This is a genomic window from Collimonas arenae, from assembly GCF_000786695.1.
GTDB lineage: Bacteria > Pseudomonadota > Gammaproteobacteria > Burkholderiales > Burkholderiaceae_D > Collimonas > Collimonas arenae_A.
Map to the genome: position 1 here is coordinate 1,510,632 of NZ_CP009962.1, position 23,716 is coordinate 1,534,347.

At 58.8% G+C, this 23,716-nt stretch carries 22 protein-coding genes; 14 read left to right on the forward strand and 8 right to left on the reverse strand.

Features of this window, described 5'->3' with window-relative positions; genetic code table 11:
* Window positions 1–12: 12 nt before the first annotated feature.
* The 3 genes from LT85_RS06820 (at window position 13) to LT85_RS06830 (ending at window position 3,663) form a co-directional block, all read left to right on the forward strand.
* Window positions 13–654 (forward strand): LysE family translocator, encoded by a 642-nt coding sequence (locus LT85_RS06820; protein ID WP_038486877.1) that lies wholly within the window; start codon window positions 13–15, stop codon window positions 652–654.
* A gap of 304 nt (window positions 655–958) precedes the next feature.
* The gene (locus tag LT85_RS06825; protein WP_038486880.1) at window positions 959–2,074 is read left to right on the forward strand and encodes an alpha/beta hydrolase; all 1,116 of its coding nucleotides are present in this window, start codon (window positions 959–961) and stop codon (window positions 2,072–2,074) included.
* 542 nt (window positions 2,075–2,616) lie between these two features.
* The gene (locus tag LT85_RS06830) at window positions 2,617–3,663 is read left to right on the forward strand and encodes an OmpA family protein (protein WP_052134780.1); all 1,047 of its coding nucleotides are present in this window, start codon (window positions 2,617–2,619) and stop codon (window positions 3,661–3,663) included.
* A gap of 85 nt (window positions 3,664–3,748) precedes the next feature.
* Here the strand turns inward: LT85_RS06830 and LT85_RS25275 are convergent, their stop codons facing one another.
* The 3 genes from LT85_RS25275 to LT85_RS26470 all read right to left on the reverse strand — a co-directional run bounded on the left by LT85_RS25275 (window position 3,749) and on the right by LT85_RS26470 (window position 7,941).
* Entirely contained in the window at window positions 3,749–5,662 is a 1,914-nt protein-coding gene (locus LT85_RS25275; RefSeq protein ID WP_052134781.1) for an alkaline phosphatase family protein, read from the reverse strand.
* 92 nt (window positions 5,663–5,754) lie between these two features.
* The gene (locus LT85_RS06840) at window positions 5,755–7,605 is read right to left on the reverse strand and encodes a phospholipase C (RefSeq protein WP_081992123.1); all 1,851 of its coding nucleotides are present in this window, start codon (window positions 7,603–7,605) and stop codon (window positions 5,755–5,757) included.
* A gap of 183 nt (window positions 7,606–7,788) precedes the next feature.
* Window positions 7,789–7,941: a hypothetical protein gene (locus tag LT85_RS26470; protein WP_156117457.1), complete on the reverse strand. Its 153-nt coding sequence runs from the start codon at window positions 7,939–7,941 to the stop codon at window positions 7,789–7,791.
* A gap of 76 nt (window positions 7,942–8,017) precedes the next feature.
* Here LT85_RS26470 and LT85_RS06845 point away from each other — a divergent pair, with 76 nt between their 5' ends.
* On the forward strand, window positions 8,018–9,439 hold the full coding sequence (locus tag LT85_RS06845) for a cytochrome-c peroxidase (RefSeq protein ID WP_081992126.1): 1,422 nt from the start codon (window positions 8,018–8,020) through the stop codon (window positions 9,437–9,439).
* A 124-nt stretch (window positions 9,440–9,563) separates the two neighbouring features.
* On the opposite strand, the gene LT85_RS06850 is transcribed toward LT85_RS06845, so the two are convergent.
* Window positions 9,564–10,463: a LysR family transcriptional regulator gene (locus LT85_RS06850; protein WP_038486883.1), complete on the reverse strand. Its 900-nt coding sequence runs from the start codon at window positions 10,461–10,463 to the stop codon at window positions 9,564–9,566.
* Window positions 10,464–10,674: 211 nt separating this feature from the next.
* Between LT85_RS06850 and LT85_RS06855 the strand changes: the two genes are divergently transcribed.
* The 4 genes from LT85_RS06855 (at window position 10,675) to LT85_RS06870 (ending at window position 14,395) form a co-directional block, all read left to right on the forward strand.
* On the forward strand, window positions 10,675–11,814 hold the full coding sequence (locus LT85_RS06855; RefSeq protein WP_038486886.1) for an agmatine deiminase family protein: 1,140 nt from the start codon (window positions 10,675–10,677) through the stop codon (window positions 11,812–11,814).
* A gap of 44 nt (window positions 11,815–11,858) precedes the next feature.
* Window positions 11,859–12,983, forward strand: a complete 1,125-nt coding sequence (locus tag LT85_RS06860; RefSeq protein WP_038495312.1) for an agmatine deiminase family protein — start codon at window positions 11,859–11,861, stop codon at window positions 12,981–12,983.
* A gap of 119 nt (window positions 12,984–13,102) precedes the next feature.
* Window positions 13,103–13,618 carry an O-acetyl-ADP-ribose deacetylase gene (locus LT85_RS06865; protein WP_038486889.1) on the forward strand — a complete coding sequence of 172 codons (516 nt, stop codon included), beginning with the start codon at window positions 13,103–13,105 and terminating at the stop codon, window positions 13,616–13,618.
* A 42-nt stretch (window positions 13,619–13,660) separates the two neighbouring features.
* Window positions 13,661–14,395, forward strand: coding sequence for a formylglycine-generating enzyme family protein (locus LT85_RS06870; protein ID WP_253273686.1), 735 nt, complete (start codon window positions 13,661–13,663; stop codon window positions 14,393–14,395).
* 51 nt (window positions 14,396–14,446) lie between these two features.
* Here LT85_RS06870 and LT85_RS06875 read toward each other — a convergent pair whose 3' ends face one another.
* The 3 genes from LT85_RS06875 to LT85_RS06885 form a co-directional block, all read right to left on the reverse strand.
* Window positions 14,447–15,337 carry a sel1 repeat family protein gene (locus LT85_RS06875; protein WP_156117459.1) on the reverse strand — a complete coding sequence of 297 codons (891 nt, stop codon included), beginning with the start codon at window positions 15,335–15,337 and terminating at the stop codon, window positions 14,447–14,449.
* A gap of 68 nt (window positions 15,338–15,405) precedes the next feature.
* A complete protein-coding gene (locus LT85_RS06880) occupies window positions 15,406–15,885 on the reverse strand; it encodes a hypothetical protein (RefSeq protein ID WP_038486894.1) in 480 nt (159 codons plus the stop codon).
* 179 nt (window positions 15,886–16,064) lie between these two features.
* The gene (locus LT85_RS06885; protein WP_038486897.1) at window positions 16,065–16,841 is read right to left on the reverse strand and encodes an NAD(P)H-dependent oxidoreductase; all 777 of its coding nucleotides are present in this window, start codon (window positions 16,839–16,841) and stop codon (window positions 16,065–16,067) included.
* Between the two features lie 85 nt (window positions 16,842–16,926).
* Here LT85_RS06885 and LT85_RS06890 point away from each other — a divergent pair, with 85 nt between their 5' ends.
* Window positions 16,927–17,820: a LysR family transcriptional regulator gene (locus LT85_RS06890; protein WP_038486900.1), complete on the forward strand. Its 894-nt coding sequence runs from the start codon at window positions 16,927–16,929 to the stop codon at window positions 17,818–17,820.
* A gap of 54 nt (window positions 17,821–17,874) precedes the next feature.
* Here the strand turns inward: LT85_RS06890 and LT85_RS06895 are convergent, their stop codons facing one another.
* A complete protein-coding gene (locus tag LT85_RS06895; RefSeq protein WP_038486903.1) occupies window positions 17,875–18,849 on the reverse strand; it encodes an AraC family transcriptional regulator in 975 nt (324 codons plus the stop codon).
* A gap of 140 nt (window positions 18,850–18,989) precedes the next feature.
* Here LT85_RS06895 and LT85_RS06900 point away from each other — a divergent pair, with 140 nt between their 5' ends.
* The 5 genes from LT85_RS06900 to LT85_RS06920 all read left to right on the forward strand — a co-directional run bounded on the left by LT85_RS06900 (window position 18,990) and on the right by LT85_RS06920 (window position 23,660).
* On the forward strand, window positions 18,990–19,883 hold the full coding sequence (locus tag LT85_RS06900) for an SDR family oxidoreductase (protein WP_038486906.1): 894 nt from the start codon (window positions 18,990–18,992) through the stop codon (window positions 19,881–19,883).
* A 71-nt stretch (window positions 19,884–19,954) separates the two neighbouring features.
* Window positions 19,955–21,175, forward strand: coding sequence for a hypothetical protein (locus LT85_RS06905; protein ID WP_038486909.1), 1,221 nt, complete (start codon window positions 19,955–19,957; stop codon window positions 21,173–21,175).
* Window positions 21,176–21,222: 47 nt separating this feature from the next.
* On the forward strand, window positions 21,223–21,894 hold the full coding sequence (locus LT85_RS06910; protein WP_052134783.1) for a Vgb family protein: 672 nt from the start codon (window positions 21,223–21,225) through the stop codon (window positions 21,892–21,894).
* A 135-nt stretch (window positions 21,895–22,029) separates the two neighbouring features.
* Window positions 22,030–22,827: a DUF899 domain-containing protein gene (locus LT85_RS06915; protein ID WP_172656952.1), complete on the forward strand. Its 798-nt coding sequence runs from the start codon at window positions 22,030–22,032 to the stop codon at window positions 22,825–22,827.
* 8 nt (window positions 22,828–22,835) lie between these two features.
* Window positions 22,836–23,660, forward strand: a complete 825-nt coding sequence (locus LT85_RS06920) for a DUF2182 domain-containing protein (protein ID WP_038486912.1) — start codon at window positions 22,836–22,838, stop codon at window positions 23,658–23,660.
* Window positions 23,661–23,716: the final 56 nt, after the last annotated feature.

The window sequence follows — 23,716 nt, forward strand, 5'->3', positions numbered from 1 at the left end:
AAAGCGAACGCAATGAACACCCAGACCATCCTCACATTCACTGCCATGGCAGCCTTGTCGATTCTGAGTCCGGGGCCGTCGATCCTGCTCACCTTGCGTAATGGCGCTACCTACGGTCCGCGTTCGGTGATGTGGTCGGGGTTGGGTAATATATCCGGGGTGTTTTGCCTGTCGACGGCGGCGATACTTGGGCTCGGCGTACTGCTCAAATCCTCCGCCCTGGTGTTCGGCGTAGTAAAGCTGATCGGCGCCTGTTATCTTTTTTATATCGGCGTCCGTCATTTGTTCGGCCGCGGCACGGTGCTCGCTGTCGAACCTGAAACCGGCAAGGAAGAAGCCGCGCCACAACGCCGCAAGTTATATGGCGAGGCTTTCCTCACTGCGGCAACCAATCCCAAGGCGGTACTGTTTTTCACTGCGCTGTTCCCGCAATTTATCAGTGCAAAAGCGGCGTTGCTGCCGCAATTCCTGATCCTGATGGCGATTTTCATGACGCTGTCGTACTCCACCCACCTGAGCTACGCCCTGATCGCCTCGCGCGCCCGCGGTTTGCTGCTCAAGCCTTTGTTCGCCAAGTGGCTAAGCCGTTTCGTCGGCGCGGCCTTCATTGCGTTCGGTTCGCTATTGCTGACTTTGCGGCGGCAAGCGGTTTAATACTCCTTCGTCGACCAGACCCGGGGTTGGCGTTTCTGGCCCCGGCGTTCGCGGTACGATAAAAATGCCGGGCCGGCTCAAATGCAGTTCGTCGTCCTCAGGCGCAGTTCATGCATAGAAAACTGCAAATCAAAACCTCGTCAATTGACGGTCTTTGCTGCCGAATTTACCATCCTGTTTAATTTGCGATTTCACGCCACGCCGGTCAAAGATTTTTTCGCAGGCAGGCATCGAAAATCACGGCCAGCGCCGTATGGTGACTGGGAAAAATAGCATTGATCGACGACCTGGAACGAGAGGTAATATGAACGCGCCTGTAAAATTCTATGCGAAATTGTTTGTGCTGTTTCTTGTTCTGGCAACCGCTGCCACCAGCAGCTCAGCGAAGGACCCGGACGGCCGCGAAATCGTTGCCGACCTAGGGAAAATAGTTAATCCGCAGGGCGTGCAAGAGAACTACAAGGTGCGCATCGGCGGCGTCGATCAATGGATATATGCAAGAGGCCAGGACCGCGACAATCCCATCATCCTGTTCATCCACGGCGGCCCGGCATCGCCAAGCGCGCCAACCATGTGGATGTACCAGCGTCCAATCGAAGAATACTTCACCGTTGTCAATTACGATCAGCGCGGCGCCGGTAAAACCTATCTGGAAACCGATCCCGACACGGTACGGGACAGCTTGCGTATCGACCAGTATGTGAACGATGCGATCGATATCGCCAAGTACGTCTCCAATCGCTATGGCAAGAAAAAAGTCATCCTGATCGGTCATAGCTGGGGCACGGTAATTGGCATGAAAGCCGCCTTGGCGCGGCCCGATCTGTTTTATGCCTACGTGGGGATCGGCCAGGTGATCAACAGCCGGGAGAATGAACGTCTCAGCTTTGATTATGGGCTAGCGCAAGCCAAGAAGGCGGGGAACCAGGCGGCAGTAAAGGAACTGGAGGCAATCGCTCCTTATCCTGGTACGCAGCCACTGACGCGGGAACGCATCATTACTGCCCGTAAATGGGCGCAGTATTATGGCGGCCTGGCTGCCTTCAGAAGCGATTTTGGCTACTACTTCAATGCGCCGCTCTTATCGCCGGAGTATGACCAGCAGGCAGCTGCAGCCATTGATAAAGGCAGCATGCTGACATTGGGGCGTGTGCTTCCCGAGTTTCTTGAAGTCGATATGAAACCTGTCGTCAAATTCCCGATACCGGTCATCATGTTCATGGGACGGCAAGACTACACCACGCCATCAGAGCCCACCGACGAATGGCTCAAGAAACTGGATGCTCCCTATAAGAAAGGTATCTGGTTCGAGCATGCAGCGCATTTGGTCCAGTTCGAGGAACCGGGAAAGACCTTGGTCAGTTTGCTGACTTATGTGCGTCCGCTTGCAACAGGCAATGTCGCCGATTTGCCAAAATAGTCTCCTTGCAGAGCGCGCGTTAGTAGGCAAGCTTCGGATACCAGTCTGTACCGCGGCTTGCCGCCCTCGGCGCTTTTGTTCGGATAAGGTTGGCGCGCTGCGGCGAGTTCCGCAGCAGGTTTCAGCGAGGTCATTGAGATACTCCTTCTCAGCGCCCGGTGGCGCAGTGAATTTCACGGCAGCAAAGGAAGGGCGGAGCGCGCGAGCATCATAGGGCAATTCGCTATACGCGGTGTCTGTGCGCAATTGCATTGTCAATATGAAAATTATTGGTCGCTGAAAACCGGGTAACAGATGGCAAACAGTAAATGATACGCATGGCGAACTGGCAATTTACCCTCCGCGCAACGGTTGAAGACGAAAGTATTGCGGACCGGATTGCAAATGACGCATACTGATTTTTCGTAGCCAGCGATCAAGTCGGCAGCTGGATTGCCTCGTTTTATTCAAAAGGCCCTATCGCGTTGCAGGGGTTTTATTAAATCACTGGCTTCATCAACTCGTTGTTTGTAGAAAATTTATTTTCATACTACGGAGAGATCATGATGAATCTAAGAAAAGCCGGAACGGCGATTTTTATCCTGTTGAGTGCGTCCGCACTTCACGCATCTGCGCAAACCACTTCGGCGCAGACCTACAACCCTTCCTGGTACGTCGCTCCCACTATCAATTTCGTCGACCCTGACCGGCGTTTCCTGGGTGGCGACGACAAGAACGGTCCCGGTGTCGGCTTGCGTTTCGGCCGGGCCATTTCGCAGGACTGGGATGTGGAGCTGGGCGGCAGCTATGCACGGGCAAAGAGCAACGGCATGGGCCTGACCTATAAACAAGGCATGCTGGGAGTCGATGCCTTGTACATGTTTTCGCGCGGCACGTTTCAACCCTACTTGCTAGGTGGCCTGGGCGCCGAGTACGACAAGGTCAATGGCAGTGGAGGCGCTAATGCGTCGAAGACCTCGCCATACCTGAATATTGGCGCCGGTTTGCGTTACGCGCTGAGCGATCAATGGGGCTTGCAAGCAGAAGTACGGCGCTCTGTCGATTTCTTGCGAAGCAGCGGCGATTTCAACTTCAAGCATGGCAACACCACCACGGTCGGCCTTGGCCTGGTCTACACTTTCGGCAAGGTCGCCGCACCAGTGGCTGCTGCGCCGATGCAGCCGGAACCGGCGCCGATAGTCGCTCCGCCGCCACCGCCGCCGCCACGCTTTGAGAAAATTACGCTGTCGTCAACCCAGCTGTTTGCTTTCGATAGTGCGGTGTTGCGCTTGCCTCAGCCGAAACTCGACGAGATCGCCAGCACACTGTCCGCCAATCCGCAAATCAACAGCGTCACAGTCACCGGCTATACCGACAGGCTCGGTTCCGACCGCTACAATCAGGGACTATCGCAGCGGCGCGCTGAAGCTGTCAAAAAATATCTGACCGGACAAGGCGTTGCCGGAGAACGTTTGAGCGCTGTCGGCAAAGGTAAAGCCAATCCTGTCGTCGAGTGCAATCAGAAGCGGCGGGCCGAGCTGATTAAATGCCTGGAGCCGAACCGCCGGGTTGAGGTGGAACAAATTACGATTGAAAAGCAGGTGCGATAAATTTCAAGGCCGGAATTTGTCTGGGTACAAAAAAAAGCACTTCGATTGCTCGAAGTGCTTAATTTCCATGCTGCTAAAAATGGGTTTACTGGCTAACCACAAACGTAGCCGGCCCTGCTAGCTTGGTATAACCGCCATTGTACAAATACCATGCCGTATAAGTCCCGGGCGGCAGTGACGACGTGCTAAACGAAGTCACTCCGCCTTGGGTCGCCACGTATTGCCACAGGGTCGAGTTGTTGGTGCCAGGGTTATTGCCGGCTGCGTAGATGCCGATCCAGTTGGATGAGTTGGTATTGGCCAGCGTGGTGCTGAAATTCAGGGCGATATTTTCCCCTTGCTGCACATTGGGCATGGCGGCGCTCAGCTTGGAGGTGGCGGCCGTTGCGTTTGGCGTGAAGGCGTCGTTGATAGGCTGGGCGTAAGTGTCGTTGGCTGTCAGTCGGCTCAATCCCAGCGCGCTTTCGATGGTGCGGCCGGCACTGTAATGGTTGTAGCTTGCCGTGCTGAGGGCGCCGCTTCCTGTCAGCCCTTGCGAACCGTACACGATGCCGGCGACGTGGTTGGCGGCGCTTCCCGACGATTCATCCCAGGTCAGTATCAGCAGCGAACGCTGGCTGGTCCATGCCGGTGAAGCGAAAATCGGTTGCAAGGTTTGTTTCAGCCATCCATCCTGTACCTGCAAACTGTTGGCGGAGCCATTGCCGGATGCCTCGCCGTCGGCGTTGTCGTCGGCGGCAATCCACGAAAAATTCGGCGTAGTGGCGGATGCTTGCAAGTCGGCGGTGAGTTGCGTGGTATCGAACAGATGCGCAGCGCAACGCGCAGGATTGCCGGAGATGTTGGTGTAGTTGATGAAAGGCGCGTCGTCCGGCTGGTAGTAGCTGTCGACGTTATTCTTGGTGTTGCACGGCGTTCCCATGCCCTGTTCGTATGCCTTCCAGGTTTTGCCGATGGCTTCCAGCCGGTCGCCTATGTGGCTGGCGCCCACCTTGATGTTCGGAAAATAGATGGCGCCGTTGACGAACGTGTCGCCGCCCGAGACCGCCATGTAGTTCTCGTCGCTAGGGTGATAGACGCCGCTATAGTTGGTCAGCAAGGTGCCTCCCTGCGCCAGCGAGTTGATGAACGGGGCATTGGTGGTGTCGCCGATCACTTGCGAGTAATCGGTATTTTCCATCATGACGAAGAATACGTGGTCGAAGGCCGGCACCGTGGACGTAGGCGCTACCAGGGCAGGCGCCGTTACAGGTGTCGACAAAGTCAGCGACAGATTGTCGGCGTAGCCCACGTTGGTGGAGCTCGAGGTATTGATGAACTGTAGCTGCACCGCGATCGAGCGAGTGCCGGCCGGTACTGCGCCGCTGTTCGATTTGGCGATGAACGCGTTGGCGTTGCCGCGTGCGCTGGCGGTGACGCCGGACAGTTCGCCGGGATTACCCAGCACTTTTCCCGAAGCGTCGAGGAAAGTCGCGGTTACCACGGCCTGGCCTGCATACACGGTATAGCCGCCCAACCAGCCGGACAGCGAGTAAGTCACGGCGCCAGTATCGATCGTGCTGCTGGCGGACGAGACGTCGACGGTTTGCATCAATGCCGAATCGCCATAAGGGCCGTCAGCGATAAACGCATTGCCGGCTGCCGGTGACGACGGCGTGCTGAAGCTGGCGACCGAGTAGCAAACCAGAGTAGGGTTGCCCAGCAATACTTTCCAGCCTGGTACGGTTTTGACAGCCGTCCAATCGGTAGCGCAGAGACCGGTCTCGCCGCCGCCGTTGACGATCAGATTGCCGCTGCCGGCGGCATGGACAGAACCCGCGGAAGCGAGCAGCGCCATGCTGGCAAGGCAGCCAAGCGCGGTTTTCAAGATACGCATGCGGCGGGAAAAATTAGCCGGGAAATTGTTGTTATTCAAGCTCATCACATAGTCCAGTCGTGGTTGATCGCCCTTGCGCAAGCTGCTGCTCAGCAGTCTACAGCGGTAGAGGGCGTAAGTCATGAAAGTGTCTGTTCAGTTTCGATATGCGTAAAAAAGCCCGCTCTGAGCCGGCATGGCGGGCAAAGAGCGGGCGGTGGTTGATTCAGCCTGGGTTACTGTTTTTTACAGCTCGTGCAGGCAGTCGGCTGGCCGCTCGACGGATCGAGGAACAGTTGCGATGTGCTCGGCGTGCCGCTCAGGTTCAGCATGTTGTTCAACGTGCCGGCAATAGCGTCGTACGAACCCGCGATGCGTTGACCCGACAGCCAGTTGTCTTCGATGAAGCGCAGGATCGAAGTCTGGTCGGTCAGCGTGTGGTCGACATAGTTGGTCTTCGCATACGGCGAGATCACCAGCAGCGGCAGGCGCGGACCATAGCCGCAGCGGCCTTGCGCGCCGGACTTGCCGGATGCACCAGACAACGCGGTTGGCGTGCCTTGCAAGGAACCAGCGCCATTGGATTTGCACACGCCTGGACCATTCAGCATGTCTGCCACGCCTGGCGCGGTCAGGCCGTTGCTGGTGAATGCAGCTGCGGCAGTGGTGTTGGCCGAAGGATTCAGGATAGGGCTGGCCTGGTGATCGTAGAAGCCGTCCGAATCGTCATAGGCGATCACGACCAGCGTGTTGCTCCAGCCTGGTTGCTGTTGCAAAAAGTTGACCACTTGCGTGACGAAGGCTTGCTCGTCGAGCGGATCCGAGTAGCCGGCGTGGCCGTCCTGGTAACCCGGGGCTTTCAGGAAGCTGACTGCTGGGTAATTGCCAGCCGATACCGCATCGAAAAAGTCATGGATGTCGTACTGGTGGTTGGCCGGATCCACTGTTTTGCCATCTGCCTGGAAGGTATTGCCAATGGCCGATATAGCGCTCGGACGGGCATGCTTCAGATTCTGCGTGCTGGCGTAGTACTGGAATGGTTGGTGATGCGGAATGTAATCGCTCTTGGTGACGCCTGTCACTGCCGATGTGGTGGAACGCTTGCAGCCTGTCGTGCCGTTTGGATTGGTCACGGTCAGGTCAAATCCACCCTGGAAAAATCCCCAGCTGACGTTCGACGCGTTAAGCATGTCGCCGACGTTCTTGCCGCTCAACTGCGCCGCATCGCGCGTCATGCAGGCGTCGTTCAAAGGCTGGGCGTCGCCGGCCAGGTTGATGCCGCCCGCGCCGTCGTTGGACAATTCGCCATAATAGCCGCCGCCGGCAGCATAGTTGTCGACCTGGCTGGCCGACAGGTTAGTGGCGATGACGCCGTTGGTCTGGCCGGAAATCAGGTTGATCGCGCCTGGCGCCGATGGGCCGAACGTAGTGCCGAACGAGTTGTCGTTCATTGCATAATGCTGCGCATAATTCCACATCGCCGTCACGGTATTGCCGTCGAAGTAGCCCATGGTCAAGCCGTTGGTGTTCAGCGGCGGCGTCAGCACTTGCGGTGCCGCCGAGTTGCCGGCGCCCAGCGAGAGAGGGAACAGGTCCATCGCACCGCCGTTGAAGCCCATTTGCTCTGCTTGGTAATCGTGGTCCTGGTCCGCGATGACGACTTGCGAGCGGTCAAGGCGGAAAGGATTGATCGCGTTGACGCCGTTAGCAGTATTCAACGTCGTCGGATTGGCTGTCAGCAGGCTAGGAATTCTGAGTGTGGCGAACTTGTTGGTGACGTCCAATGGCGTTTGCAGGTTATTGACGACCGGCGTATTGGCGGCCGCAGTGAATGCCGGTTCGCCGTTAGGATTGGCGGCGTTCGGGTAAGTGCCGAAGTAGTGATCGAACGAGACGTTTTCCTGGAAAATAACAACCACGTGTTGAATCGGTGTGACGGCTTTCGCCACGACTGGCGCTGTCGGACCGTTGTTGAGCGACGATGACGAACTGCCGGAATTGCAGCCGCCGAGCAAACCGGCGGTGATGGCCAGCGCTAGCGCTGGCTTGGCAAAGCGTTGCCCTGCCAGGGTTGGGTACAGTTTCATTGATTCTCCTGAGCCTGATGGTGTTTTAGTGATTTTTTTATAGATGAATGCAGCGTGCGTTTGACCGAAAATAACTTTCTGTAAATGCTTGCGGGAAACATTCGGGGGTGGATTGTAGGATCGCCTTATGACCGCATGATGACTACTTGATGACATGTAGTTTCCATCATCGGATTCATGGATTCAGTGTGCGGGGAGCTTCATTTCATCAAGTTGAAATAATTCAGCGCTATTGTGGCGGGTTATTGTTTTGATCCAGATGCGCATCAATGCTTTCGGGCGTTGTTCGTTTCTCGTTCCTGAATCGCGCTCGGTTTTGGCGTTCGATTTTTTCACCGTCGGATATCTTTAAGCACGTATGCATACTCGGTCTCAGCCGCATCCAGTCGTTGCAGCACCAGCATCGCCACGCATGGCCATAGTTACATGTGCAACACTGTTGTTTCTCCTGAGCGGATGCGATCGCCAGCAAGCTCCCGGCGCACAAGTTGCATCGGCTGCATCCGCTGCATCTGCTGCGGTGGCGCAGGCACTCGCGAAACCCGCGTTGTCGCCCGATGTGCAAGCAGCGCAGGCGCGCCTGAATGCGCCGGTTGTCCCATTAAGCGCCGTGGCCGAGCTTGGGCGAAAGATTTTCTATGATAAGTCTCTATCAGGGTCCGGCAAGCTCGCCTGTGCGTCTTGTCACAACCCGGATAATGCCCATGCGCCAGCCAACGATCTGGCAGTGCAGCTTGGCGGCAGCAACCTGCGAAGCCAGGGCGGCCGCGCCGTGCCATCCTTGCGCTATCACGAGCATGCGCCGGCGTTTTCCATCGGTCCCGACACCAAACCAGATGAAGACGACAAAGGCGCTGTGCAACTCGCGGCTGCGGTCCAGAGCGGGGTAGCCGCTCCGGCTCCGGTGGTAGCCAAGGCCAGCTTGCAGCCGGCAGCGGCAGTGCAGGAAATGGTGCCGCAGGGCGGTTTCGACTGGGACGGGCGGGCGACGAATCTTACCGATCAGGCCGGCGGTCCTTTGCTCGCAGCGAATGAAATGGCGAACAAGAATGCGGCTGAACTGCTGGCAAAACTCAAAGCGGCTCCTTATGCGCACGACATGCTGCAATTGTTCGGTCCGGGCGTATTCACCTCGCCCAACCTGGCGCTTGGTGAAGCTTATTACGCATTGGCTCTGTACCAGAAAGAGGATCGCAGCTTCCATCCTTATGACAGCAAGTACGATTACTACCTGGCAGAGAAGGTGCAGCTAAGCGAACAGGAAAGCCGCGGTCTGAAACTGTTCAAAGATCCGAAAAAGGGTAACTGCGCAACCTGCCATATCGAGAAGGCATCGCACGACGGCCGCTTCCCGCCGGTATTTACCGACTATCAGTTCGAAGCGCTTGGCGTCCCGCGCAACAAGGCGATTGCAGCCAACCGCGACCCGCGGTATTTTGATCTCGGCATGTGCGGTCCGTGGCGCAAGGATGCGGCCAAACAGGTCAATTATTGCGGTTACTTCAAAACCCCGACCTTGCGCAATGTCGCTACCCGCCAGGTCTATTTCCATAATGGGGCGCTTCACTCGCTGGAAGACGTCGTGCATTTTTATATGGAGCGTGAAACCAAGCCAGAGAAATGGTACCCCCGGGGCAAGGACGGCAAGTTTAACAAGTATGACGATCTTCCTGCGGCCTATCATGCCAATGTGGACGTGACCGATGCGCCGTTTGACAGCAAGCCGGGCATGCCGCCTGCGCTGACGGACGATGAAATCAAGGATGTCGTCGCGTTCCTGAAAACGCTGAATGACGGCTATCGTCCTGAGGATGGAAAAGTCGCCAGTAAATAAACAGTCTGCCTAAAACAATCTGTCCTCCGGGCCCAGGCCCGGATGCATCATTGCAGGTTGCCAGTCCTGGTTGATCCGCCATGCTTCACAGGCTGTCGCAAACACAGACCGCCAGGCGCGCCGTTTATTCCCTTCCGATATTGTCACCCTGCGCACGCAGCCACTCGAACACATGCAGCACCATTTCCGAGCGAGGCTGCGCCGCTACGCCCGACAGCCACCAGGTAGCGCCAGGCAAGCGCGGATAGCCGGGCAGGATCAGCAGTTGCCCGTTGGACAAGTTGTCCGCCACCAGCAGGCGCGGCAGGCAAGCGATGCCCCGGCCGCCTAATGTGGCATCCAGCAACAGGCGTGAATCGTCGTAGATGGCGCGTTTGCGAAACGAAGCCAGCTCTTCCAGAAACAGCTGCGCGGTAGCGTCGCCTGTCAAACTCTCCTCCAGGCAAACCAGGTCTGCATGCAGATGATGCTGCTCCTGCGGCACCTGGGCAAGCCTTGCCGCCAGCTCGCGATTGCCGATCATTACCCACTCGTCTTGCAGCAATGGCAGTTCCAGCAATCCTGCCTGCAGGATAGGCCGGTCGCTGATGGCGATGTCGACGTCGATCTCATCGACGAATCTGGCTGTCTCGTCGATCGACAGCAACAGGCAGAGTTCCGGGAATTGCTCTTCCAATTGCCGGAGCCGAGGTTGCAGCCAGCCATGCGACAGATTGGCGGGGCATACCAGCACCACCAGTCCGGGGTCCAGGTAGCTGGCGATGCGTCCCAGCCCGCTGCGCATGATCGTCAGCGTGCGCTGCACGCTGCGTTGCAAGACTTCGCCCGCAACGGTCAGTTCTACGCCACGTCCGGCGCGACGGAACAGCGGTTGCTTGATTTGTTCTTCAAGCTGCTGGACCTGATGGCTGATAGCCGATTGCGTGACATGCAATTCGTCTGCCGCGCGGGAGAAATTGCCGTGGCGCGCCGCCGCTTCAAAGCCCATCAGTAATTTGAGGGAAGGGATGCGATGTTCTGACATATGAGAAAACCTAATGTATTTGAGTAAATATTATCATTTGTGCTCATATTTAAAGCAAGCCAAAATGCGTCCCATAGTGATTGTCCTCATGGCAATGACGTCAAACCTGCCGCGAAAACAGTCGTGGCTTGGAATACCAATCAAATTAGGGACGGTAATGAGTTCGCGTCGATTTTTCTTACGTAAATGTGCCGCAGGCAGCAGCGCGGTAATGTTCAGCGGTTTGCTTGGTGCTTGCGGCGGGGGTGGCGAGGATAACGCTCCGTCAGGCAACAAAGCCGCCGGCGGCGCGGTCGCCCCGGCCGGCAATGCTGGCGACAATACCGGCGGCGGGACCACGCCCGGCACAGATGCCTGGCTGATGCCCGACGAGACGGGGCCGCACAAGGCGACCTGGATGGCGTACGGCGCATCGCCAGCCATCTGGACTGCAACCCAGGTACCGCAGGTGCAGCAGGCGCTGGCGCGCATTGCGAATGCGATCGTCGCTTATGAACCTGTCAACATGCTGGTGCGGCAAGATGATGTGGATAATGCCCGGCGCATTCTCGATCCGCGCATTAATCTCGTCGTGGCGGCGCTCGACGATCTCTGGATGCGCGACACCGGGCCGGTCTTCGTCAAGAACGCCAAGGGCGACAAGGCTGGCGTCAAGTTCAATTTCAACGGCTGGGGCAACAAACAGGTATTTTCGAATGACAGCAAGGTCGCCGATGTGGTGACCCGGCAGGCAGCCGTTCCCATGCTAGCGACCAAACTGGTGCTGGAGGGAGGAGGCATGGAAGTAGACGGCAAGGGGACGGCGATCATCACCGAAAGCTGCGTCCTCAACGCCAACCGCAATCCGGGATTGAGCAAGGCGGATTGCGAAGCCGAACTGAAACGGCTGCTGGGCATACGCAAGGTGATCTGGTTACCGGGTATCGTCAACAAAGACATTACCGACGCCCATACCGATTTCTACGCCCGCTTTGTGCGGCCGGGAGTGGTGGTGGCGCATAACGAACCCGATCCGTACTCCTACGAAAATGCGCTGACCAAACGGCATCTGGAGATTTTGCAGAGCGCCACCGATGCCGATAACCTGCCTCTGCAGGTAGTGACGGTAGATGCGCCTGGCAATATACGGCCCGGAAATGACCGGAATACCTTCGCCGCCGGATATATCAATTTTTATGTGACCAAGGGCGCGGTGTTCATGCCAGAATTTGGCGATGCGGCGGCAGACGCCAAGGCCAAATCGCAATATGAGCAGCTATTTCCCGGGCGCACCGTGGTTCAGATTAATATAGACCCGATTGCAGCCGGCGGTGGCGGCATCCACTGCACCACGCAGCAGGAACCGCTCTGAAGCGTTCCAGAATCTGCTCAACAGCCATGACGGCAAGGAGAACGCTGGTGAATCGACGTGACTACCTGAAGCACGGACTGCGCGGCGCTAGCGCATTGGGGCTGGCCGCTTACCTGGGCGCCGGCTGGTCGCAGGCCGCCGGCGCCGGTTTGGCGACAAGCCAGGCCGCAGACTGGCACATGCCGGACGAGGGCGAGCCGCACGCGGCGACCTGGATGGCGTTCGGTCCGAGTGACGAAGTCTGGGGACAGAAACTGAAGTCCGGCGCGCAAGCCAACCTGGCGCTGATCGCTCGCACCATCTCCGCCTCGGAACCGGTCAATATGCTGGTGCGGGAAGAAGACTATGAGCACGCCGCGCGTCTGTGCGGCAATGCGGTCAAGCTGGTGGTGCAGCCCATCGATGATTTGTGGATGCGTGATAGCGGTCCGGTATTCGTCAAAAACCGGCAAGGCGGACTGGCCGCGGTCAACTTCAATTTCAACGGCTGGGGCGAGAAGCAGGATTACGATAGCGATGCACTGGTCGCTGGCTTTGTCGGACAGCACGCGGGGGTGAAGATGCTGGACAGCACACTGGTACTGGAAGGCGGCGGCATCGAAGTCGACGGCCAAGGCACGGCCATCATCACCGAAAGCTGTGTGTTGAATCCTAACCGTAACCCTGGCGTCAGCAAGGCGCAATGCGAAGCCGAGTTGCGGCGCTTGCTCGGCCTGGAGAAAATTATCTGGCTGCCAGGTATAGCCGGGCACGACATTACCGATGGACACACTGATTTTTACGCCCGCTTTTGCCGCCCGGGCGTAGTGGTAGCCGGTTATGAAACGGATCCGGCATCGGCCGAACGGGCGGTAACGCAACGCCATCTGGATATTCTGCGCAAGGCTAGCGATGCCCGCGGCCGCGCCTTGCAAGTGGTGACGTTGCCAGGGCCGGACAGTGTACGCAGCCAGTATGAAAACAAAGACTTTGCTGCCGGATATATCAATTTCTATGTCTGTAACGGTGCGGTGATCTGCCCTGAATTCGGCGATAACAAGAGCGACCGCAACACCAAATCCATCTTGCGCGAGTTGTTCCCAAAGCGTGACATTATCCAGTTGAATATCGACGCGATTGCAGCCGGAGGTGGCGGCATTCACTGTACAACCCAGCAACAGCCGGCATGAGCAAGGCGTTGAGGAAAAGAGCTTGAAAATTCGGCGAGCGTGCCGATGTCCGGAGTGATGCCTGGCAACGGCGTATATTCGTAGGCAGGGATGAATAAAACCGACAGGAAAGACTGACCATGCTTACACAGCTGACGGCCATACAGGCCGACATCACCAGGCTGGCGGTAGACGCCATCGTCAACGCCGCCAACTCCTCTCTCTTGGGCGGTGGCGGCGTCGACGGTGCGATTCATCGCGCTGCAGGAGCTGAGCTGGTCCACGAATGCCGGCTTCTGAGCGGCTGCAAGACCGGCGACGCAAAACTGACAAAGGGCTATCGGCTCCCGGCAAAATACGTCATCCATACCGTCGGACCGGTGTGGCAAGGCGGCGCCCATGGCGAGCACGAACTGCTGGCCTCCTGCTACCGCCGCTGCATTGAGATAGCCGCCGCGAAGGGCATTGCTTCCATCGCTTTTCCCAGCATCAGTACCGGAATCTTCGGCTATCCAATCGGGCTGGCGGCGGAGACCGCCGTTGGCACGGTACGCGCAGCACTCGAAGAATTCCCAGAGGTTCAGCAAGTCCTGTTCTGTTGTTTCTCCGCCATGGACCTCGCAGTCTATGAGAAGATACTCGCGGAAAATAAATAGCTAAATAGCGGTAAGGAGCGATGCGGAGAGCGACGCCCCGTATTGAGCGACGGCAGATCGCCGCTGGCAACTGTCACGATGATGGAGAAAATGGAAAATCTGCATGAAATTCCCGATATGCAAACTATTCCCGCCGGTGTCATCGCCTTGCGGGACGACAGGACAGGCCGTGCATGGTGCGTCGAATTGCAACGCTTTGCGATCGGCCGCTATCCCGTCACCCAGGCGCAATACGCGGCGCTAACCGGATTGTCGCCGTCCTCATGGGTTGCCGCGCAATCTCCGGTCGAGAACGTCTCCTGGATCGATGCCGTCCGCTTCTGCAACCTGCTGTCCAAGGCCTGCGGCCTTTCCACCTGTTACGACATTCATGAAGATGCAACGGGCGCCTCTCTTGTTGCTGGAGGTGACGGCTATCGGTTGCCTACTGAAGCTGAATGGGAGTATGCCTGCCGCGCCGGAACAAACGGCCCGCGCTATGGCCAGCTCGACGCTATCGCCTGGTATCGGGAAAATTCCGGAGGGCGTACGCAAGCGGTCGGCCAGAAGCAAGCAAACGACTGGGGACTCCACGATACGCTAGGCAACGTATGGGAATGGTGCGCAGATCAATACGACCCGGAAGTCTATGGTTCGTATCGTGTATTTCGCGGCGGCGGCTGGTCAGACGTTGAGAGAGGCTGCCTGGCTACGAATCGCCGCCGTAGCCATCCGACGTTTGCCATCGACGACCTTGGCTTTCGGATTGCCAGATCGCTAGACGCTACTCGCTGCTGATCCCGGATACTTGGCGTTGCCGCCGAATCGATTGCATTGCGCTTCGAGAACTCATCTGCTCTTGCAGCACGCGTTTGCGATTTGCTTGCCTGTTTGCAGGGCGTTCGCAAAATCCGCATCGGACATTTGCGTGCCGACATTGCGTCGTAGCTGCTCTACCGATAAAACGCTGTTTCTCGCATCCGCCTCGGCGACTTTGTAGGCCAGCGAGAGTTTGGCATCGCGCGGCAGCAATTCGCCGGCCTCGTAGACTTGCGCCAGCAGCGCCAGGGCAAATGGTTCTCCCTGGCCGGCGGCGGCTTTCAATTGCGTGACGGCTTCGGCTTTCCACTGTTGTACGACAGGATCATCGGCGCTTTTTTCCAGGTCGATAGTGCGGCCGTAGGGGCCTTCAATGAAGTAATCAATTTGCGCTTCGACTTTCCCCGCGCGTGCGGCAAGCGCCAGAAAGGAAAGCCGCTCCTGAAGCTGTGCTGCGTTGACCCCTTCGCACACGGCGGCTATTTTTTTGCGCTCAGTTAAAAACTGCGCGAGTTCCGCCGCACTATTGTAATCAGGGACTGGCTCGTCATTATTGGCGCAGAGCGATGTCGCCTGATATACGTTATAGGCAGCGTTCTTGTCGCCGGCTCTTGCAAGGCTATTCCATTTGGCGATGTAGTCCACCGCCTTCAGCCCGCCCAAATCTATCTGGCGGCCGTTGCGGCCATAGACGGGGTCAGGTGGCAGGTGCGAGACCAGCGCAGCATCGCCAATGCCCTCAGCCGTCTCGCCTGACCCGAAAGGCGATGCCAATTCGCTGCGGGAAGGAGAATGCCTGGTGTCGCTGGTGGTGGCGGTTACGCTCGGCGGATCGCCGAAACTCCCTGTCGATGACAGATACATTCCGAGGCATACGCCAGCCGTAGCGGCCAGCAGCGAATAACGGACGATTGGGTTCACAAAACAGCTCGCTATGAATCTGATGCCGATGTAACGTCAACCGGCATCAGGTATTCAACAGACGACAATCAGTTCCACAAATAGCAGTAAGCCTCGCTGGCTTCCAGGTTGTCGCCTTCGTCGCCATTTGCCAGCAACTTCTTGATGAATCCATTTGGCTGCGCGCTGGTCGGCGTGACGTTGCAATTGTCATGCACCCAGTGAATGCCGTAGCCGCTGGTATACATCTGGCCGCACATTTCCACTCTGTCGCCCAGTTTGAAAGCTGCCAGCGACTTAGGAATCGAGGTGGAATTTTTTTGATAATCGGCAGCGTACACATTGTCTATGGCAACGTCGTAGGTACGGCCGTCCGTATCTGCCTTGACGGTGATATGGGTGTGCGAAAGCTTGACGCCCTGGAGCGCTTTGCCGTTCGCAAATGTCGGTTTGCCGTTGACGGTGCCACTGAGATAGCTGCCTGCGCCGGCATCGCAATCAGCCTGGCCGTCGGCCATGGCGTACATTGCCTGGGTCATCAGGCATAGGGAAACCAGTAATTTCTTCATTTACCTTCTCTCCTTCATATTTCTATAAGATCCAGCGGTTAATAGAGCGGATTAGAGCGGATGATGGTTTTTTGCAGCTGTACGCCAAAAACGCGTTCTGGCATCTTATAAAAATAACACTGACTTGTTACCAAATGATGACTTAGAGAAATATTTTTGCGCATCAAATGCGCATATTGTTAAGCAATGTGCACTGAAAATCCTGATGCATCCGGAGCGATATCGGACCGTAACGTGAGTTCGGGAATATCATAATCCCCTGCATTTTGCCGGCGAAACGGCATTGGAGCGGTCTGCCAAAGCGAATCCAGTCGCTGCCCAAGCGCATCGCAGGTATTCGCAAAACCTGCGTCGTCAATCTTGCCGGTCCGGTAAACCACGAACGGCGGCAAGACATCAAATCCGGGGTAATACAAAATTCCGTGCTGGATAGGAAACAATATGTCGTTGATCGGGCCGTTGATGCCTCGCGGACTGTAATGCGATTCCCATCCGCCTGTGGTCACGACCAGCATTGCCCGCTTACCCGCCAGCATACCTTCGCCATAGCGGTCGCCCCAGCGAGCGTCGGAGTGTTCTCCTACACCATAGGCGAAGCCATACGCATAGACCCGCTCCACCCAGCCTTTCAGAATCGCCGGCATCGAGAACCACCACAGGGGAAATTGCAGGATGACGGCATCCGCCCACAGCAGCTTTTCCTGCTCGATAGCGATGTCTTTGCTTTGCAAGCCATTCTCGAAGGCATGTTTGGAATCAAGAGATGGATTAAAGCGCACACCAGCCTGCCTGTTCGTGCTGTCGGCGGCGTCAAGCGTCGCCTTCCATTGCATGGCATATAAATCTGACACCTGGACGATATGTCCGGCGTCTTCAAGGCGCTTGACGGCAAAGTCCTTCAGGGAGCCATTCAATGAGACGGGTTCGGGATGGGCATAGACGAGAAGAATATTCATGATTGAGCCTCCATAAGTAGAAGAAGGCAGGATAGGTTTTTGTCAGGTATATTGGAAATGAATTTCCAATATTGTAGGTATAGTCATGAATAATTTAAGAAGATTGGATCTCAACCTCCTGGTAACACTGGATGTCCTGCTCTCGGAACACAATGTGACCCGTGCCGCAGAGCGCCTGAACTTCTCGCAGCCGTCAATCAGCGTCCATCTCGCCAAGCTGAGGGACATATTTGGCGATCCGCTGCTGCTGCCGGGCCCCCGAGGAATGCGGCCTACCGCACGGGCCGAAGAATTGCGCGAACCTTTGCGTCTGGCGCTTGAAGCGCTTGAACAAGCGGTGTCGCCTGCCAGTCCCTTCGATCCTGCGCAGGCTAACCATACCTGGCGCGTTGCTGCTACCGACTACGGTGAATCGACGATCTTGCAGCCAGCTTTGAGCGGATTACGTTTGGCAGCTCCAGGCACGCGGCTAGCTGTCCTTGAGCTCGTTCCGCCGCGTATCGCCAGGCAAGCGGAGCAGGGGGATATCGATCTGGCTTTTCATACCAGCGAGGGAGCGCCGTCTGGCATGCGCCATCGGGTGCTCTTCAAGGAACGCTATGTCCTCGCCGGCCGCGCCGGTCACCCGCGCCTGAAAAGACGGCCAACGCTTGCACAGTTCTGTGCACTCGATCATGTGATCGTATCGCCGGATGGCGGCGGTTTCCGAGGCGTCACGGATCAAGCGCTCGCGGAGGCGGGATTGACGCGCAGGGTTGTGCTTTCCGTTCCTCATTTCCTGTTTGTCATATCTGTATTAACCAGTACCGACCTGGTCGCGATGGTTCCTGCACGTCTGGTGCGCGACGCCAGTGCATTGCAGGTTGTCGAATCGCCGGTCGACGTGCCGGGATACGAGATGGCCATGCTCTGGCACGAGCGCTCGCATCGCGATCCAGCCCATCAATGGTTGCGTGAGCACATCGCAGCTTCGGTATAAGTCGTGCTAGCGTAATGGAAAGCAAAACAAACCTTACCTGAGCCTTCTTGCATATCAGCCGGCGATAGGCTCAAGATGATTGACGCGGCTGTTTTCATCATGGCTATGTGACGGTGAGGCGAAGTTCTGATCACGACTATATTGCCGTGGCGAGCAACCCATGACCCGTTTGAAGGCGGTGCTGAAGGCGCTTTCCGATTCATAGCCGAGCGACATGGCAATGGCGGAAACGGGATCGTGGGTATTCGCCAGCCTGTCTCCGGCCAGCAGCATGCGCCAGCGCGTCAGGTATTCCATCGGTGAGGTTCCAACCGTTTTTTTAAATTTCAGTGCAAAGGTCGAGCGTGACATGGCAGCACGTTCTGCCAGCACTTGCAAGGTCCAGGGATAGGCCGGGGCGTCATGGATCGCGCTGATCGCAGCCCCCATTTGTTTGTCTGCCAAGGCGAACAGCCAGCCGACGCCGCCTTGCAGGCCCTCCGCCAAGTGCAGCCGTAGGGCTTGCACCAGCATCATGTGGGCCAGATGCTGGCCGACCAGCAAGCCGCCCGGCTGTGGTTCGCGCAGCTCTTGCCGCATTTGTTCCATAGCCCAGCGCAGCGCCGCTTTATCAGCCTCTTTGCGGATATGTACAATCGGCGGCAGAACTCGTAGCAAGATATCGGCATGGCCGCCGCCGAGAATGAAGTGGCTGCCGGCCAGGAAGAGGTCTCCACCGCCGTTGACGGAGGAGATGCCGCCATTCAGCGCGCTGGAAAAAACCTCACGGAAGCCGACGGGCGTCAACGCCATATCGCTGGCAAGGCGGAACGGTCGGCCGCTCGGCAGCACCAGGCAGTCGCCCGCCTGGATGCACACTGCATCGGCAATCCCATCCACCAGCAGCCAGCACTGGCCGCTAATCACGGCGTAGCATTTGATACCTTCGTGCCGGGGGAACTGGATCGACCAATCTCCGCCGATATCAAAGCCACCGGACATATAACTGCGCGGTTTCAGCAACGACAAGACATCTGAGAGCGGATCCATGGGCTACCTCGGACGATTGCAAAGATAATGCGGACTTTACAGCATAGATTGTCCTTGCTCAATTAATTATCATGACCAGCATAGAACTGCGAATGCAGTCACGAATGTGGTTACTGAACGAAATGTAAAGGAGAATTGTCATGCGTGTCTTTGTCACTGGTGCTACAGGATTTATCGGTTCTGCCATAGTGCAGGAACTCATCAACGCCGGACATCAGGTGCTTGGCCTGGCCCGTTCGGATGCGGCGGCCGCGTCTCTCGCCGCCACCGGCGCCGAGGTGCATCGCGGCGATCTGGAAGACCTGGAAAACCTGCGTCGTGGCGCCGCCATGGCGGATGGCGTCATCCATACCGCCTTCAACCACGATTTCTCTAAGTTCGTAGAAAATTGCGAGACCGACCGCCGCGCCATCGAGGCGCTCGGCGCTGTGCTGGAAGGCTCCAAGCGCCCCATGGTGATCACCTCCGGGGTCGCGCTGCTGACGCCGGACCGAATCGCGACAGAGGAAGATGCGCATCCTCCTACCTCTGCTTCGTTTCCCCGCGCGTCGGAAGCGGCGGCCGCCTTGCTGGCAGCACGCGGCGTGCGGGCATCGGTGGTGCGCTTGTCGCCGTCGGTCCATGGCGACGGCGACCACGGCTTCGTGCCGCGCCTGATCGCCATCGCCCGCGAAAAGGGCGTTTCGGCGTATGTCGGCGACGGCCTCAACCGCTGGCCTGCGGTGCACCGGCTCGATGCCGCCCATCTGTTCAGGCTGGCGCTTGAGAAGGGCGCCACGGGCGCCAGATATCACGGGGTTGCCGACGGCGGCGTGCCGACGCGTGAAATCGCCGAGGTCATCGGCCGCCGCCTGAACCTGCCGGTGATCGCCAAATCCCGTGAGGAGGCCGCCGAGCATTTTGGCTTTCTCGGCTTCTTCTTTGGCATGGATTGCCCCGCTTCAAGTGCGCATACGCAGGAAGGGCTGGGATGGCGGCCGCAGCAGCCCGGATTGATTGCCGATCTAGACCGCCCGCGCTATTTCGAAACCTGAGAAACGCAAGCTGACGCGCCAGTGAGCAACAAGCCCGGCGCAAAATCGGCCCGGCGGAGTATCCTGTCGGCATGGATTCCCTGATCGCCGCTGCCGCGCGTGCGCTCGCCACCGGCGATGCGCTCGGCGCCCTTAAACGCGTCGCCTTGCGCGACGACCCGCCCGCGTTGGCCTTGCGCGGTATCGCCATGGCCCAGTTGGGTGAGCACCCGCGCGCCCGCGAACTCCTGCGACGCGCTGCCCGCGGCTTCGGCAGCCACGAGGAGCTGGCGCGTGCGCGTTGCGTTGTCGCCGAGGCTGAGGTGGCGCTTGCCATGCGTGATCTTGGCGGTTCTCCGCGCTCGCTGATAGCGGCGGCGGCCACGCTCGATGCGCACGCCGATTACGCAAACGCGCTGCAAGCACGATTGATTTCGGCGCGCCGGCTATTGCTGCTCGGCCACCTGGAAGATGCAGCGGCTGCACTGGCTCACCTCGATGCGCGTGGCTTGCCGCCATCGCTGGCGGCGCTGGCCGAGTTAAGTTCTGCCGAGCTGGCGTTGCGCTCGTTGCATATCGGTCCAGCGCTGACTGCGCTCGCCCGTGCGCGCAAGGCGGCAGAGCGCGCCAGCGTGCCGGCGCTACTGGCTGAAGTGGCGGAAGTGCGCGCTGCGCTCGATCGACCCGCCGCCAGGAAGCTATTCGCCGGCCGCGAACAGCTGCTGCGTCTTGACGAAGTGGCAGCACTCCTGGATTCTGGCGCGCTGGTCGTCGATGCCTGCCGTCGCGGAGTGCGCGCCGATGGCGCATGGCAGTCGCTGGCGCGCCGGCCGGTGCTGTTCGCGTTGGCGCGGGCGCTGGCCGAGGCCTGGCCTGGCGATGTTGACCGGAAAACCTTGATCGCTGCCGCGTTCGGTGTCCGTCGTCCCAACGAGACGCACCGGGCGCGCCTGCGGGTCGAGATAGGGCGTCTACGTGCGCTGGTCGCCACACTGGCGCACATCGAGGCGAGCACAGACGGCTTTGTCATCAAACCGCGCGATGGGCGTAGCGTCGTCGTATTGGCGCCGCCCATCGACGGCGAGCAGGCCTCACTGGTGGCATTACTCGCCGATGGCGCAGCCTGGTCGACCTCGGCGCTGGCGCTGGCCCTGGGCGCCAGCCAGCGCACCGTCCAGCGTGCGCTCGCCGAGCTCGAAGCTGCCGGCAGGGTGCGTGCGATAGGACAGGCGCGGGCGCGCCGCTGGCTGTCGCCGCCGTTGACTGGATTCACGACAATCTTGTTACTCCCCGCAGCGCTCCCGTTCGCATAGAATTGTCTTACGGCGCCGATCCGAGCTGCGCCGCAAGGAGCGCGTCGATGACCAGCAAAGCAGCGAAAGACAAAAGCCAGGCAACGGCGCGAGCCGCCGAGATCGTGCGCGAGTACGGGCCTATGGCGGATCAAATAGCCGGCGTCACCCATGACGGCCATCGTGTCTGGGCCGCCACCGGAGCCAAGCTGGTCGCCTTCGATCCCGACAGCGGCGAAACCACCCGCACGCTGGACTGCGCCTGCGACGCTGGCACCGCCTTCGACGGCACCTACTTGTATCAAATTGCCGAAGCGCGCATCGACAAGATCGATCCTGCCAGCGGTGAAGTGGTGGCGTCGATCCCGGCGCCCAGCGGCGGGGGCGATTCCGGCCTCACCTGGGCCGAGGGCAGCTTGTGGGTGGGGCAGTACCGCGATCGCAAGATTCACCAGATAAATCCCCAGACCGGCGCACTCATCCGCACCATCGAGTCCAACCGCTTTGTCACCGGCGTGACCTGGGTCGACGGTGAGTTGTGGCACGCAACCTGGGAAGGGGACGAGAGTGAAATCCGTCGCATCCATCCGGAAAGCGGTGCTGTACTTGAACGGCTGGAGATGCCGCCCGGCGCCTTTGTCAGCGGGCTCGAATCCGATGGCGCCGATCTCTTTTATTGCGGTGGCGGCCCGAGCGGCAAGGTGCGCGCTGTGCGGCGTCCGAAGCGCGTGGCGGCATGATCACGCACCGCTAGGTTGTCTCGGCGTCGTCCAACCTGACGCCTGAGATTTTCACGAAGCTGTAGAAATAAAGACCGTTCTCAACCCGGTGGGCGGACTCACGCCCTCATGTAGCAAAACCAAGGAGAATTAATCATGACCATGCACACAACCGCAACACGCGAAGAATGGCTTGCAGCCCGCATCGGGTTGCTGGAAGCGGAAAAGGAACTGACCCGGCGCAGCGACGAGCTAGCGCGGCGGCGGCAGGAGTTGCCGTGGGTCCGGATCGACAAGGAATACCACTTCGACACCGATGAAGGACGCGCCACGTTGGCAGATCTCTTCAGAGGACGCTCGCAGCTGCTGGTCTACCATTTCATGTTCGGTCCCGACTACACGGCAGGATGCCCATCCTGCTCGGCGATTGCAGACGGCTTCAATGGCGTCGTCGCCCATCTGGCGAGCCACGACGTCACACTTGCAGCGGTATCGCGGGCGCCGCTGGCGAAGTTGCAGGCATACAAGCAGCGAATGGGATGGACGTTTCCCTGGGCGTCTTCGCTCGGCAGCGATTTCAATTTCGACGTCAATGTTTCAATCACCGAAGAGCAACAGCGCGCTGGCGGCGTTGAATACAATTACCGGCGCAGCGGCAACGCGATGGATGCAACAACCTTCCCTGAGCCTGTCATCCAGCAAGCGGCCTCGACCGGAACCGATGCCGCTACCTATACCCGTGACAGGCCGGGTCTGAGTGCATTCGTGCTTGAAGACGGGGTGGTCTACCACAGCTATTCCACCTATTCGCGCGGACTGGACGGCCTCTGGGGCATGTACCAATGGCTGGACCGCGCGCCCAAAGGGCGTAACGAGACCGGCGTCTGGTGGCGTCGCCACGACGAATACCAGCAGGCCGGTCAGCTGCAGGCCGCGAACAGCTGTTGCGGCTGAGTCAAGCCATGAGCGCTGCCGGTACCAGTACGGGAGCCGCGGCCTTGAGAGGCGCGATTTCCCGGCACGCCTTCTTCGGCGTCTCAGCGTTACTCTTCGCCGTCAGCGCGGCAGCGACCATCGTCTTGTGTGCGTCCATGTCGGCAATGGGGGAGATGCCGATGCCCGGCGGCTGGTCGTTGTCGATGGCGTGGACGCGGATGTGCGGGCAGAGCTGGCTCGGCGCTGTGGCGTCGTTCGTCGGCATGTGGATCGTGATGATGACAGCGATGATGCTGCCATCCCTGACGCCTGCGCTATGGCGCTACCGCCAGGCAATCGGCAGGGCGGGGGTGGCGCGTCTGGATCTGCTGACCGTATTGGTGAGCGCGGGATATTTCTTTGTGTGGATCGTGCTCGGTATGGCTGTCTTTGCCTTGGGTGCAGGACTGGCCGCGCTGGAGATGCAGCTGCCAGCGCTGGCACGCGCAGTTCCGCTAGCAAGCGGTATGGTCGTCCTGGTCGCCGGCGCGCTTCAGTTCAGCGGGTGGAAGGCGCGTCAGCTTGCCTGTTGCCTGCGAGCGCCGGAGCACGCAGGCGCTTTGCGGAGGAGCGCTGGCGCAGCCTGGCGTCATGGCCTGCGCCTTGGCCTCCACTGCGGGTACTGTTGCGCCGGACTGACGGCGGTTCTCCTCGTCATCGGCGTCATGGACCTGTATGTGATGGCGGCCATCACGGCAGCCATCACCGCCGAACGCTTGGCGCCGGGCGGTGAGCGCGTCGCGCGCTTCATCGGCGCCGTCATCGTCATGGCAGGGGCGTTCCTGATTGTGCGAGCAGTCGGGATCGGATGAGGCGACTGACTATCTGAAGGGACTGCGCGAAGTCGGAGATGCCGCCGAAACCGTCC